Origin of the sequence: Peribacillus sedimenti (assembly GCF_046237635.1) — a bacterium.
Lineage (GTDB): Bacteria > Bacillota > Bacilli > Bacillales > DSM-1321 > Peribacillus > Peribacillus sedimenti.
In genome coordinates this window covers 562,501-575,931 of sequence record NZ_CP143547.1, presented here as the reverse complement: position 1 = coordinate 575,931, position 13,431 = coordinate 562,501, and the positions used below count along the sequence as shown (strand labels likewise).

Below are 13,431 nucleotides of genomic sequence, written 5' to 3'. Positions count from 1 at the left end.
TCAAAGCTCCTTAATGCTGTATCCTACGCCCCGGTAAGTCTGTATCAACGACTCATCTCCTGCCGCGTCTATTTTCTTCCTTAAATAGCGGACGTAAACATCCACGACATTCGTCTCCCCTATATAATCGTACCCCCAGACATGGGTGAGAATTTGGTCGCGCGAAACGACCAAGTTTTTATTTTGAAGCAGGTAGGCTAACAGGTCGAATTCCCTGGCAGTAAGCTCAATCACTTTTCCCTCCTTCAGGACCTCCCTTGTAGGCAAGCCTAGAACGAGGCTGCCGGCGGACAGGCTCTCTTGCTTCTCATTTGCTAATTTCGCTGTCGTAGAACTATTTCGCAGGCAGACACGTACTCTCGCAAGCAATTCCTCCATATCAAATGGTTTTGTAATATAATCATTTGCACCCAGATCCAGCCCGCTGACTTTATCTGGAACCGCATCCCGTGCAGTCAACAGAATAACCGGAGTCGTTATTTGCTTATTTCTCAATCTTCTTAGAACCTCTAGACCATTTAAACCCGGAAGCATCACATCAAGCAAAATGAGATCCCACTGTTCCTGCGCTCCGTTTGCAAGCCCCTCATTTCCATCAAAGACCGCCTTCGTCCGATACCCTTCGCGGGTCAACTCCAGAGTCAAAATCCTGGCAATCCGTTCTTCATCCTCAACAATTAAGATGCGCTGTACCAACTCGAACTCCCCTTTCATTTGATGTAAGTGTACTTGATAAAAATTAAAATGGAATGAGAAAAGTATGAAAACAAAAAAACATGACCCTTTATACACGGAATCAGCCACCCCGTTGTTTTATAGCCCCCTTATGAACTGTTCTATAGCTCTATTTTGGTAAAAACCCAATTAGGTCCTATGAACAAAAAACAATAACAGCTCAAATGCCATCATTGCCCCATCATGTAAATTAGAAGAACAACTGTTGAAGTCTTAAAAATGGCAACAAAAAAGGAACCTCAAAGGTCCTATTTCGAAACATTCCCCTAATAGATCTGTTGCATTGAACAAGTTTCCTAAAGCCTCAAACATTTTTTAATCCAGCTTCTCCTGCCTTTAATTCAAAAAGTGAAAGTCTGCAAAAATCAGCTTCCTATAAGCAACTAAATCAACGGATACGGTATTCATCTATAACATAAATACGACCCAATAACCTAATTTGTTTCAAAATTTATCTGTTATTCTTGTTCAACTAAGTACATTTCTTTCATAACCGTTTATTTCAACCCCTATACGGAAATCCCTCTACATCAACAAAAATGGCTATCAAATTCAAGTAAAATTTGATAGCCATTTTATATTACATTTTCAATGTTTGCTAAAGGAAACAGTGCCCAATTCAATTTACTGATCTCAAATATAAACTCTGATTTTCTGTTTACTATCACTTGTGATACGGTTCACCATACCATAAATAAACCAATTTCCTCTTGTTTCGTCTCATTTAATGAAAGATGTTTCACATCCTTCTTCTCTCACAAATCTCCTCCTCCATCCTCATATACATCCTCTCAACTCCCTCCTGCGACGCTTCAAAAGTAATAGCATCATCCACACTAATCCCTATACTATCCGCTTCCTTGGCCACATCAATATTAGCTCCTATAAACATGAACTCCCAATTATATTTCTCCTGCTGGTGCCGGATCATTTCTTTCACCTTTTTGTAGGTGAATTCACGGCTGGCATTCTCCATACCGTCAGTTGTGATAATGAAGATGACCTTACCAGGCCTTTGTTCCTCTTTAGTCTGCGAAAGCCTATAGCCCACATCAAGAATGGTCTTCCCCACCGCATCCAGCAGCGCAGTGGTCCCTCTCACATAGTATTCCTTGTCCGTCAGCCTTACCTGTTTTGCCTCAACGCCATTCCAAAGCACTTCATATTCGTCATCGAACAGCACGGCTGTAACTCTGGTCTCCCCTTCCAGCCGGGACTGTTTTTCAATCAGCGAATTGAAGCCTCCAATCGTGTCTCTTTCCAGTCCTGACATTGAACCGCTCCTATCAAGCAGGAATATGATTTCTGTTAGATTGCTATTCATATCGATCATCCTTTCAATTTTTAATGATGATATAATAGTAGCTAAATTGATTCGTGATTAGGTCGCCTTGGAAGCGACATTTTGGGAGGTGGATTTTATGCTTGATAAAGAACTGCTGAGGGACTTGGAAGAATACGTAGAGATGCACCTGAGCGCGTCACAATTTATCGTTTTTCAGGAATCGATTAGGCTGGAGGATATCCTGGATGAAGTACATAACAGCGAGCTGGCGGATTTCATTAATGAAAATCAGGCCCCTTCTCTCCAGGAGGTTTTATTTCGCTTTATCGATAAGACGGGAGCGACTGATGCGGAAATTTACAATAAAGCAGGCATTGACCGCAGGCTTTTTTCCAAGATCCGCACGAATCCCGATTATCATCCCAGAAAAAAGACCATCATTGCTCTGGCACTAGCGCTTGAGCTGCATGCCGACGATGCCGATACGCTATTGGATTCCGCAGGTTATTCCCTGTCCAACAGCGACACCCACGACCTGGTGATTAGGTATTGCCTGGAGAAAGAAATCTACGATATCCATGAGGTCAATCTCATGCTGGACCATTTTAGCCTGAAGCCTCTGGTGGGATCACTATAATAGATAGAAAAACTGAGTGAAGCCCAAGCCTCACTCAGTTTTTTCTATATCAAATAAAGCTCTGTTCTAATTCATCAATCAAAGATCCAACATAAGCCACTGCCTTTTTGATTGGCTCAGGTGTCGACATATCGACATTGGCCAGCTGCATGAGTTCAAGCGGCTTCAATGTTCCTCCTGCCTTTAACGCGGATAGCCAGCGGTCAACTGCAGGCTGGCCTTCCTCCTGAATCATTTGGGCTGCAGCAGTGGAAGCTGACAGTCCGGCTGAATAGGTGTATGGATAGAGACCCATATAATAGTGAGGCTGGCGCATCCATGTCAGGCTTGCACCCTCGTCGATTTCCACGGCCACTCCCCAGAAGTTCTGCAGCAGCTCTGTTGTCTGCTCGCACAGAATCTTCGCTGTGATCGGCGTTCCTTGATCAGCGAGTTCATACACCCGGCGCTGCAGCTCTCCTTCAAGGATATGGGTTACGAAGTTGTGGTAGTACGTACCCAGTGACTGAAGGATGACCAAACGGCGCATGCGTGCATCGTCTGTTTTTGCCAAGATATGCTGGCTCAGCAGCATTTCGTTCATCGTGGATGGTGCCTCGATAAAGTACAAGGACGGGCGGGTATTAGAGATTCTTTGGTAGCGGCCGGCAAGCGCGAAGTGGCCGGCATGTCCCAGTTCATGTGCCAGTGTGAAGGCATTCCTCATTGAATTGTTCCATGTCATCAAAATATATGGATGGGCACCAAAAGGGCTTGAGCAGAATGCGCCGGAACGTTTCCCAACATTATCGGCGATATCAACCCAGCGGTTTTGAACAGCGTTCTCCATGATTCCCACATATTCCGGTCCCATGACCTGCAGCGCATCAAGTACAAGCTTAGAGGCCTCTTCGTACGTCACCTTCGGATCAAACTCAGGGTCAAGCGGAGCCTTCAGGTCGCAGTAACGCATGGTCTCCAATCCGAGGACGCGCTGAATCAGCTTTGCAAAGCGGCGCATATGCGGAGCGAGCTGTGTTTGAATGGTATCCAATTGGTTATGATACATTTCCTTTGTGACCTGCTGTCCATGCAATAGCATGTCCGTGACAGAGCCAAAACCACGCAGGCGGGCTTCGATGACCTGTTTCTTCACTTCTGTAGCATAAGTAGCCGCATACGTATTTTTGTACTGCTTCAGGGTGCTGCCAAACGAATCGTATGCCTTCCGGCGCAGCTCTGTATCATGGGAGCCTTCGTATGTCGGGAACGAGTTGAATGTCAGCGGATGCTCCTCCCCATCCTCCGTAACGAATGATGAGAACTGCATATCCGACGTCCTGCTTCTTTCATAAATCATGTATGGCGCATTATGGACCTCTCCAAAAGCAGCCAGCACTTTTTCCACCTCTGGGGAAAGCTTATATGGCTTGGTCTCCAATAAGTCCGTCAATGTTTTTGAAAAGTCCTGCAGGCCTGGTTCTTCTTGTATGTATTGTTGAATGGCTCCTTCGTCCAGCTCAAGAATCTCAGAGTTTATGAATGATGTGCTCGCATTGACATTAGCAATCACGGATGCAACAAGGGCAGAGTTCGCCTGGTAGACAGGATTCGTACCATCACCTGATTGGCAAAGATGGGCATACGTCATCACGCGCATAACTCTCTCGCTTAACACATCCCGGGCAAGAAGGCATCCCAGCAATGTCTTGGCACTTTCCTGCAGACGGCCTTTATATTGCGTCACCCTTTCCACATCTGTCTGGATGGCCTCCAATGCAGCCTTCCACTTCTCGTCTGTATCAAATAAATCAGTCAGGTCCCAGGTCTCCTCCACAGGAACCTCAGAGCGGGTCAGCGTTTTAGTCAGTACTTCTTTCAAGAAAAACTCTCCCCTTTCATGAAATGACAAAATATTTCGACAACCGAAACATATATTCATTATAAAGGAATGAACTGGTAGTTGTCACCACTCGAATTTTAATTAAGGCTACACGCCAATTTAACATAAAAAAATTATTTCCTGTTACTTTTCCTTGATGGTGTCTGTCTGAACTCGCTAAGAATGACACAAACAAAAAATCTACCTGGCTGAAAATTTGGTGAATTTTTTTAAGTAAATCCTTACAATATCAAATGTATCAATTCTCTCGGATATTCTGTAATCAGCTCTGTCCCGTGCTCAGTTAGAATTACAGTATCTGAATGACGGAAGCCTCCAACACCAGGGATATAAATACCCGGTTCGATCGTGAATACCATTCCCGGCTGCAGAATTAAGTCATTATCAAAGCGAAGCGAAGGCTCCTCATGAAGACCGATTCCGATTCCATGCCCGGTACGGTGGATGCTGTATTCTTCGAGTCCGGCTTTTCTAAATACCTTGCGGGCCGCGTCATCCACTTCTTTTGCTCTGACTCCTGCTTTAATAGCTTCTAAAGCAGCAAGCTGAGCTTCATATGCTGCTTGAAAGGCATGAATCTGCTTGTCAGCAGGCTTACCGAGGAAAAAGGTCCGCTCGCACTCTGCCCGGTATCCGTTCAATCCGACCTGACGGCTGTGCACGACAATATCATTCTCCTCCAGTTTCCTGGTATTCGAGAATACATGCGGCATTACGCTTCTCGCAATTCCAGAAGGCGACATCGCAAAGAAATCCAATGTTGCGTTTGGATGCTTGGTCGACGTTTCTTCAAACAGCGCCCTGTTCCCATATTGATCGATTTCCATCTCCGTAACACCTGTTTTGGCATTCTTCAGCGAGTGCGAAAGAGCCAGGCTGACCAATCGGCCGGATTCAACAAGCAAATCTAATTCCTGCTCGTCCTTGATATATCTCATTTGGGCGATTCTCCCGCCTATATCGAACAATTCAAATCCTTTATCCCTGAGTAAATTAGCTATGGTTATAGGGAGCGAGTGGAATTCCACTCCGATTTTTGTTCCAGAAGTATAACTGGCGACCAGCGAGGCTAGATGCTCCAGATAAGAGGTGCCGAATGATTGTTTCTCCGGATGCTCGTAGTAAACATGCAGCTCGTCCGCGCTTGATTCTTCCCGCGCATGGTTTTCTTCAAGAGCAGGAACAATTAAGCTGGTTTTGCTGTCATCGATAAGCAATACGATGGGCCGGGAGTATGTAATGGCTTTGAATCCGCTCATATAATACTGATTTTCAAAATTGATGATCACAGAGGCTTGAATGGCGTTTTGATCCATGAAACTGCGTAGTTCTCTTATACGCTTACTAGAATCCATAATGATTTTCTCCCTTTCTTTTGATAGAGGAATTGGAAACCTTATAATAAATTTCAGCAGTGTGTCGCTGTTTAAAAGATTCTCCAGCAATCGTGAAGAAGTTTTGGAAGCATGCGCCTAAGGCTTTTTCTATCCCTCATTTAAAGTAAATATATCAAATTATTCACATAATTTAGAGTGCATTACTTCTGCCCTCGAATTATTTTTATAGTATATAGTCTCTGTCTCCCGACTGATCATATGAACCTTAAAAAGACTTTGGTTTTTTAAATTGCACTTTCCGCATCTGCTTTTTCACACACTCAATTTCCCCTGTTGACGGCCCTTCACTTCCCTTCGCATCAATCCGGCCACCAAAACAATACTGGCAGCAAGCGACGCAATCATCAGGATAAATGGAAGCCTTGCATCGATGGAATAAGCCCATCCGCCAATCAGCCCTGATGGAGAGATCACTAACAGGATAAGAACCTGCAGGATGGAAAACATCTTTGCCCGCTGCTCGTCATCGATGGAATTGGCCACGACCGACTCCAGATAAGGACTGGCGATGATACTGCCGGCAGCCGTCAGCATCGTGCTGATTACAACCGGGGCAATTTGGCCTGTACCGGTCATAATCAGGATGATCTTTGAAAGGATCGTTAATGCAAATCCGCAAATGATGTACTGATTGGCCTTTCTTTCATGGAAGCGCGGGATGACGAAAAACATCAATCCGAGCATGGCGATGGACGACACTGCCGGAAAAACGGCGATCAACGCATCGTTAATATCCAGCGCATCGACCAGGTATATCGACAAATATGTATTCTGCAGGGTCGTTTGAAAATTAAAAAACATATATACGCCAAATACCATTAATAAAACCCTGTTGCTAAGAATCGCTTGAATCGCGGTAGAATACTCCTTAAAGTTGTCACTCAGCTTGATGTCCTTGCTTTCCTTCCGTTTCCGGATGCCGATTTCCGTTTCATGTGTCGCAAAATTCCTCGCTATGAACATAATGGTCACACTGACGGCGAATACCGCATACATGATCCGCATGGCAGGGACGAGTGTAAAATGGCTGACCAGCAATCCGCCGAGCGGAGCGAATAATCCCCCAATCACGCCGATCAGCTGAAGGACCCTGAATACATACGAGCGGTCCTGCGGGTCGGTACCCTCGACCAGGAGGCAGTACCATGCGGTATTAGGGACTCTTAAAAAGCTGTTAAGTACAGCAGCAATCAAAAAGTACCAGAAATTTTGCGAAACCGCCCATACCAGTGCGGCAATGCTCCAGCCAAGCAGGTCATAATAAAGTAACGCTCTTCTCCTCCCCATACGATCCGTAAGGTACCCGCTGATAAAGGATGTGAATATCTGCAGGACAAGCCCCACCGAAGTGATCAGTCCAATCTGCTTCTCATTGACTCCGAGCTGGAACATATATACCGATGCATACATGGACAGCATGCTGTATGGCAGGATGAACATCGGCTCATAAATCAAACAGCCTCTTGCATTCCCCTGTATTTTTTTAAACAAGAATACTCCTCCCCCAGCTGAAATATATGCACAATACTAAATTTCGAGAAAATTGAACGCCTCCCGTCTCTCTTAAAGGCATCCCCGCAAAGTGTAAGCCAAGAACATCCCACAATTCTGGCTCTTGCATCTTGAGTCCAAGCCATCCTGCTGATCCTGCTTCATGTAACTGTCCCATCTCCTGGGTGGCATTCCTTTCACAGCTGAGTTGTTCTGTCGCAGGGAGCCTATTCGTTTATTTTAGGACAACTTTAATTATGGCAACAAATTGAACGAACAAGGTGATTTTTCAACAAATTTTCTTCCACATTCTACTTTTGCACCTTTTCATTATATAACACGAGTGAAGCCTGCTACATTGAATTAATGCGGGCTGACTATTTGGTAGATAGGGGGCAGATCTATGTCGAAATTAATTATGCAAGGTAATCCTCTTTTAATCATCCCATCCCTGGCCATGCAAATAGGCCTAAACGAGGCCATCTTTCTTCAGCAGGTCCATTATTGGCTATCTAAAAAGCAGCATATGCTCGAAGGGAAAAGCTGGGTCTATAACACCTATGAAGAATGGAATGACCAGATGCCTTTTTGGTCTGTAAGCACAATCAAACGGATCATTAAAAGATTGGAGCAAAACGGTTTATTGATTTCAGGCAAATTCAATACCAGCAAGATGGACCAAACCAAATGGTATACGATTGATTATGATCAGTTGGAAGAGCTCATTTTGTTCCAAGAGAAGAGCGAAAGTGACTGTGCATCGGGCCAGCATGAAAGCTCTTCGGTATCAGAAGGAGCCATTCTTCATGCCAGCGTGAACAAAGCAATACCAGAGATTACTACAGAGATTACTAACAGAGAAAAAAAGATATTGTCGATTTCATCGACTTCCTCTACCCGTCCCAGAGAAAGAATTCCAGTTAAGCTCAGCAAATCGAAACAGGAATTAGTTCCGGACAGTTAACTTTTTCAAAAGCTGTCTGGAATAAAGTGAATCTAAGGGTATTACGCAATTTACGATTCAGTTCATTTCACGACGCAAGGTATTATTTGAACTCTTTGTCTTTCGACTGACCCTATTATTGGATAAAAATACAAAAATTGAAGAATGGCTCACTGGTGAAAATTATTACAAGGCCTCTCCGTGAACATTGTGAACTTTTGTACGTTGAACACCCCTAAATTAGTTGTGGTAACTTTCTAAGTATTGTAAAATTTTTACAAAACAGATTGTTAAGCGAGGGGCTAAAATGACCGGGGACTTTCGATTTTCTCATCGCCTTAAGGTAAGGTACTCAGAAATTGATGGACAAAATATCGTATTTAACGCACATTATTTAACGTATCTCGATGTAGCAGTTTCAGAATTTTTCCTGGAAGGTTTGAAGCTTGACCTGGTCAAACTTGCAGAAAATGGTGAATTTGATTTCGTTATTGCCAAGACGATTATGGAATACAAAAGTCCAGCACGGCTGAACGATTGGCTGAATATTTGGTGCCGTGTCGGCCGCATCGGCAATGCAAGCATGACCATGAATTTCATGATTACTAGGGACGGAGAGATCGATCCGCTCCTCATCGCCGAGGTCATCTATGTAAGTTACAATCCTCATACGAAAACTTCCCAACCTGTTCCTGAATTTGTGCGTGAAAGAATAGAACAGTTTGAGAAGGACGTGCTGTCTGAGAAATAGCCCATAAAAATGGGAAGTGAGTATACACTCCTTCCCATTTTGAAAGGTATGACCGCAAGAAGATTGGGTATATCCACCTAAAAAACCTCAAAAATGTTGCTAAATATCTTAAGCTATATCAGGTCCCGCAATAAGTGCGGTAAGGAACTCCTGATGGAACCGGCAATGCACAATATTCTTCCTGCTCCGCTAAGTAAGCATAGGGCTTTGAAAGGGCGGAAAGAAGCTTTTCCGTCACAGTGTAGTCTGCCCGTTCCACGGCAGCTGCCAGCGCCTCTTCCACCCTGTGGTTACGAGGGATCACAGAAGGATTGTTATTTCGCATCAGTTCCTGTGAATCCTCTTTTGATTGTTCCTGTCTGCCTAATCTGTCCTGCCATTTATCATTCCACTTGGCAAATTCCGGAGTAGAAAACAGGTCCTCACCCTCTGTTTTTCCTAATGTTAAGGAACGGAAGGTATTCGTATAATCTGCACGCTGCTTCTGCATTAAATCCAGCAGCTCCTGAATCAGTGCTTCATCCTCCGAATCTTCGTTAAAGAGTCCAAGCTTCGCCCGCATTCCTGACAGCCAGTTCTGCGTATACAGCTTTGGATATCCGGTGATGACATCTTGAGCAAGTTCTACAGCCTTTTCCTGGTCATCATCTATCAGCACTAGCAAGCTTTCTGCGAATCGGGACAGATTCCATCCGCCTATACCTGGCTGGTTCCCATAGGAATAGCGTCCTTGGGTGTCGATGGAGCTGAATACCGTAGCCGGGTCGTACTCATTCATAAAGGCACAAGGGCCGTAATCAATCGTTTCGCCGCTAATCGTCATATTATCAGTATTCATTACTCCATGGATAAAACCGACCAGCTGCCATTTGGCAATCAATGATGCCTGCCGTTTGACCACTTCCCTAAGCAGGGACAGATATGGATTCTCATCGCCCTCGATATCTGGATAATGGCGCTTTATCGCATAATCTGCCAGGGCCCGAAGTTCTTCCGGCTTGCCATATGCTGCCGCGAATTGAAAGGTGCCGACACGAAGGTGGCTCGCAGCTATACGTGTCAGTACCGCGCCTGGCAGATGGGTTTCGCGGATGACTGCCTCACCGGTCGTTGCAACCGCCAAACTTCGGGTCGTGGGAATGCCCAATGCATGCATTGCTTCACTGATGATATATTCACGGAGCATCGGCCCAAGTGCCGCACGGCCATCACCGCCTCGGGAATACGGAGTGCTCCCTGGCCCTTTAAGCTGAATGTCGAACCGTTCCCCTTCTGGCGTGATTTGCTCGCCAAGCAGGATTGCCCGGCCATCACCGAGCATATTGAAATGCCCGAATTGATGCCCCGCATAAGCCTGGGAAAGCGGTGAAGCGCCTTCAGGAATCTGGTTACCGGCAAAGACCGATACCCCACCTTCCCCTTTCAGCGCTTCCGCATCTAAACCAAGGGTTTCTGCAAGCCTTTCATTTAGAATCGCAAGCTTTGGAAATTCTACTGGCTCCGGGGTAAGGCTTGTATAAAATATCTGTGGCAGACGGGTATAGCTGTTATCTAGATTCCATCCTATTTTGTTCGTCATGGTATCCCCTCTTCTTTTGTCTTGTGCAGTTGTTTTTATAAAAGATTAGCTATTAAGATTCACATTCCGTATCTCGACAGGCAGTACCCTGTAATGCCTGGTTCTTCCATATTATTATACCCTTTCTGCATAAAGATGACCCCCTTTTTGCCCGGGACTGTATTTATGCAGGCGGAGCCTGATATCCACATATTCGAAATCAAATGAACAAGATAGGCATAGCAGATTTTAATTAGAAATACCAGCAATCGAAAATCAATGGTATCCTGTCGATCAATCCTTCGCAGTCGATTCCCGGTCATCCATAATGTCCAGATAGAGTGATCCATCCTGCTGAACTTCGGCATAAAACACATCTGATATCGATTTTACCCCATTCTCCTGTAGCTCTTGATGCAGCCAATCTTCATCCCTATTTAACTTCCTTAGATTTTGGTAATGGATTTTGCCCTGTGAAACGACTTCTGTTGCAAGAGGGAGAATGGAGTCTTTGTTAGTATGTATATTTTCGGTGTTGCTTTTTTTCAGCACTGACAAGTTTCCATCCGTTTCAAAAATTGCATAATCTACATCCGACAAGGAAAATATGCCTTTTTCTCTAAGCAGCGCCTTAAGGCCGCTCATATCCAGCCGAACATTTCCCAAAGCTTTTTCCATTACCCTCCCCTGTTTAATCAGGATGACTGGCTCTCCTTCGATGATTCTCCGCGCCTTTTTCGATTTTAAACTTATAAGTTCCATACCAACCGTTAATATTGACCAGCCAACTAATACAAAAATCCCATTATGAATGCTCAGATGTTTATTAAAAGCCATATTCGCCGCAATGGAGCCGAACGCAATGGCAGATGTAAAATGAAAAAATGTCAGTTGTGATATTTCCTCTTTCCCTAATAACCGGACAACAACATAAAGCATAAAAAATGAGACCGGTATCCTGATTAATAGCTCTGATACTGGCAAAGATATCTCCCTCCCTCTATCTTCTATGTTTTAGTTTGACAAAGGGAAATATGCGATGAAAGTTATTGAAATGGACTGAAAAGAGAGAAAAGCAACAGCTTTTCACAAATCAAATTCTTATTTGGAGAAAAATGAAAAGGGCCAGCATACGTCAAGCGGTTTTTTCATATCAAGATGTGTACTTCTTCAAAAAGCTCACAGGGATATTAAAGGAAAATTGAAGAAAAGCCCTTCGTGGTAAAATACACGTGATAGCTCTGCGGGTGTTTAAAAAGGGGAGGCCTGTTCATTCCAAACAAAAAAGCCCTATTTTGGGCTTTTTTTGAACTATTTGCATTTAGTTTTCGTACGCGCCTTAGAGGATTCGAACCTCTGACCCACAGCTTAGAAGGCTGTTGCTCTATCCAGCTGAGCTAAAGGCGCATCATTATGGCGGAGAAGGAGGGATTTGAACCCTCGCGCCGCTTACGCGACCTACACCCTTAGCAGGGGCGCCTCTTCAGCCTCTTGAGTACTTCCCCATAGACATAAAAATGGCTCCGCAGGTAGGACTCGAACCTACGACCGTTCGGTTAACAGCCGAATGCTCTACCACTGAGCTACTGCGGAACAAAAAAGAATTTAGCATTATGGTGGGCCTAAATGGACTCGAACCATCGACCTCACGCTTATCAGGCGTGCGCTCTAACCAGCTGAGCTATAGGCCCATTTGGAGCGGGTGATGAGAATCGAACTCACGACATCAGCTTGGAAGGCTGAGGTTTTACCATTAAACTACACCCGCATATAAAATACCGATGGTCGGGGTCGAACCGACACTCCGTGAGGAACACGATTTTGAGTCGTGCGCGTCTGCCAATTCCGCCACATCGGCAAAGATGGCTGGGCTAGCTGGATTCGAACCAACGCATGACGGAGTCAAAGTCCGTTGCCTTACCGCTTGGCTATAGCCCAATAATAGTACTTTTTAAAAAGTGAAATGGGGCGGCTGATGGGAATCGAACCCACGAATGTCGGAACCACAATCCGATGCGTTAACCACTTCGCCACAACCGCCAAAATGCTTATTGGCAGGGGCAGCAGGAATCGAACCCACACTGGAGGTTTTGGAGACCTCAGTTCTACCTTTAAACTATGCCCCTGTGATAAATGGTGGAGGGGGACGGATTCGAACCGCCGAACCCGGAGGGAGCGGATTTACAGTCCGCCGCGTTTAGCCACTTCGCTACCCCTCCACATAAAAATGGTGGCTCAGGACGGAATCGAACCGCCGACACAAGGATTTTCAGTCCTTTGCTCTACCGACTGAGCTACTGAGCCAAAAGTAGTATACTACCTAAATTAAATTTTCATTGTCCTTTGTCCCCAACACTGAAAGACTTTACAAGTAGCAGTTCATTGGATACAACTCGTCGATATATCATAGAAGTACTGCTCCTTGCTCTAACGACTGAGCCATAATATTTTTACCTGCTGAAAGAAGTAATAAAACGGTCCCGACGGGAATCGAACCCGCGATCTCCTGCGTGACAGGCAGGCATGTTAACCGCTACACCACGGGACCAGATTGCGGGGACAGGATTTGAACCTGCGACCTTCGGGTTATGAGCCCGACGAGCTACCAGACTGCTCCACCCCGCGATAATATAAATGATGCAATTTTAATTTATGCACTAAGTGCATTGTAGACTGTCCGGATTTCAGTAAGCTAAACCAAGCAGCAGCTCAATCCGTACAACTCGCAGTTATTCAATGAAGGAACGCTCGT

The 13,431-nt window shown here is 45.0% G+C and carries 10 protein-coding genes and 13 tRNA genes; 3 read left to right on the top strand and 20 right to left on the bottom strand.

The genetic code is table 11. The features are described from left to right. Both V1500_RS03010 and V1500_RS03005 read right to left on the bottom strand, forming a co-directional pair. Window positions 1–696, bottom strand: coding sequence for a response regulator transcription factor (locus V1500_RS03010; protein WP_409304132.1), 696 nt, complete (start codon window positions 694–696; stop codon window positions 1–3). A gap of 778 nt (window positions 697–1,474) precedes the next feature. After that, window positions 1,475–2,059, bottom strand: a complete 585-nt coding sequence (locus tag V1500_RS03005; RefSeq protein WP_409304131.1) for a vWA domain-containing protein — start codon at window positions 2,057–2,059, stop codon at window positions 1,475–1,477. 97 nt (window positions 2,060–2,156) lie between these two features. On the opposite strand from V1500_RS03005, the gene V1500_RS03000 reads away from it, so the two are divergent. Beyond that, entirely contained in the window at window positions 2,157–2,657 is a 501-nt protein-coding gene (locus tag V1500_RS03000) for a hypothetical protein (RefSeq protein WP_409304130.1), read from the top strand. Window positions 2,658–2,706: 49 nt separating this feature from the next. Here V1500_RS03000 and pepF read toward each other — a convergent pair whose 3' ends face one another. The 3 genes from pepF to V1500_RS02985 form a co-directional block, all read right to left on the bottom strand. Next, window positions 2,707–4,518 carry an oligoendopeptidase F gene (gene pepF, locus V1500_RS02995; protein WP_409304129.1) on the bottom strand — a complete coding sequence of 604 codons (1,812 nt, stop codon included), beginning with the start codon at window positions 4,516–4,518 and terminating at the stop codon, window positions 2,707–2,709. A gap of 242 nt (window positions 4,519–4,760) precedes the next feature. Beyond that, entirely contained in the window at window positions 4,761–5,894 is a 1,134-nt protein-coding gene (locus V1500_RS02990; protein ID WP_409304128.1) for a M24 family metallopeptidase, read from the bottom strand. Between the two features lie 294 nt (window positions 5,895–6,188). Further along, a complete protein-coding gene (locus V1500_RS02985) occupies window positions 6,189–7,427 on the bottom strand; it encodes an MFS transporter (protein ID WP_409304127.1) in 1,239 nt (412 codons plus the stop codon). A gap of 403 nt (window positions 7,428–7,830) precedes the next feature. Between V1500_RS02985 and V1500_RS02980 the strand changes: the two genes are divergently transcribed. Both V1500_RS02980 and V1500_RS02975 read left to right on the top strand, forming a co-directional pair. Next, window positions 7,831–8,391 (top strand): replication protein, encoded by a 561-nt coding sequence (locus V1500_RS02980; protein ID WP_409304126.1) that lies wholly within the window; start codon window positions 7,831–7,833, stop codon window positions 8,389–8,391. Window positions 8,392–8,677: 286 nt separating this feature from the next. Beyond that, the gene (locus V1500_RS02975) at window positions 8,678–9,121 is read left to right on the top strand and encodes an acyl-CoA thioesterase (RefSeq protein WP_409304125.1); all 444 of its coding nucleotides are present in this window, start codon (window positions 8,678–8,680) and stop codon (window positions 9,119–9,121) included. Between the two features lie 118 nt (window positions 9,122–9,239). On the opposite strand, the gene V1500_RS02970 is transcribed toward V1500_RS02975, so the two are convergent. The 15 genes from V1500_RS02970 to V1500_RS02900 all read right to left on the bottom strand — a co-directional run bounded on the left by V1500_RS02970 (window position 9,240) and on the right by V1500_RS02900 (window position 13,304). Beyond that, window positions 9,240–10,700, bottom strand: a complete 1,461-nt coding sequence (locus tag V1500_RS02970) for a protein adenylyltransferase SelO (RefSeq protein ID WP_409304124.1) — start codon at window positions 10,698–10,700, stop codon at window positions 9,240–9,242. A 273-nt stretch (window positions 10,701–10,973) separates the two neighbouring features. Beyond that, the gene (locus V1500_RS02965) at window positions 10,974–11,663 is read right to left on the bottom strand and encodes a DUF421 domain-containing protein (RefSeq protein WP_409304123.1); all 690 of its coding nucleotides are present in this window, start codon (window positions 11,661–11,663) and stop codon (window positions 10,974–10,976) included. Between the two features lie 349 nt (window positions 11,664–12,012). Then, a tRNA-Arg gene (locus tag V1500_RS02960) sits at window positions 12,013–12,086 on the bottom strand. A gap of 7 nt (window positions 12,087–12,093) precedes the next feature. After that, window positions 12,094–12,184, bottom strand: a tRNA-Ser gene (locus V1500_RS02955). Window positions 12,185–12,197: 13 nt separating this feature from the next. Further along, a tRNA-Asn gene (locus V1500_RS02950) sits at window positions 12,198–12,272 on the bottom strand. Window positions 12,273–12,293: 21 nt separating this feature from the next. Next, window positions 12,294–12,370, bottom strand: a tRNA-Ile gene (locus V1500_RS02945). A gap of 3 nt (window positions 12,371–12,373) precedes the next feature. Then, a tRNA-Gly gene (locus V1500_RS02940) sits at window positions 12,374–12,447 on the bottom strand. An 8-nt stretch (window positions 12,448–12,455) separates the two neighbouring features. Then, a tRNA-Leu gene (locus V1500_RS02935) sits at window positions 12,456–12,537 on the bottom strand. 5 nt (window positions 12,538–12,542) lie between these two features. Further along, window positions 12,543–12,617 (bottom strand) — tRNA-Gln (locus V1500_RS02930). A gap of 26 nt (window positions 12,618–12,643) precedes the next feature. Next, window positions 12,644–12,719 (bottom strand) — tRNA-His (locus V1500_RS02925). A gap of 12 nt (window positions 12,720–12,731) precedes the next feature. Further along, window positions 12,732–12,805 (bottom strand) — tRNA-Trp (locus tag V1500_RS02920). A gap of 8 nt (window positions 12,806–12,813) precedes the next feature. After that, window positions 12,814–12,898 (bottom strand) — tRNA-Tyr (locus V1500_RS02915). Between the two features lie 9 nt (window positions 12,899–12,907). Continuing rightward, window positions 12,908–12,983 (bottom strand) — tRNA-Phe (locus tag V1500_RS02910). Window positions 12,984–13,154: 171 nt separating this feature from the next. Continuing rightward, window positions 13,155–13,227 (bottom strand) — tRNA-Asp (locus V1500_RS02905). A gap of 3 nt (window positions 13,228–13,230) precedes the next feature. Next, window positions 13,231–13,304, bottom strand: a tRNA-Met gene (locus V1500_RS02900). Window positions 13,305–13,431: the final 127 nt, after the last annotated feature.

Coding starts and splice junctions, on each gene's coding strand:
- V1500_RS03005 (WP_409304131.1), bottom strand. CDS start 2,059: ATGAATAGCAATCTAACAGAAATCATATTCCTGCTTGATAGGAGCGGT.
- V1500_RS03000 (WP_409304130.1), top strand. CDS start 2,157: ATGCTTGATAAAGAACTGCTGAGGGACTTGGAAGAATACGTAGAGATG.
- V1500_RS02990 (WP_409304128.1), bottom strand. CDS start 5,894: ATGGATTCTAGTAAGCGTATAAGAGAACTACGCAGTTTCATGGATCAA.
- V1500_RS02980 (WP_409304126.1), top strand. CDS start 7,831: ATGTCGAAATTAATTATGCAAGGTAATCCTCTTTTAATCATCCCATCC.
- V1500_RS02975 (WP_409304125.1), top strand. CDS start 8,678: ATGACCGGGGACTTTCGATTTTCTCATCGCCTTAAGGTAAGGTACTCA.
- V1500_RS02970 (WP_409304124.1), bottom strand. CDS start 10,700: ATGACGAACAAAATAGGATGGAATCTAGATAACAGCTATACCCGTCTG.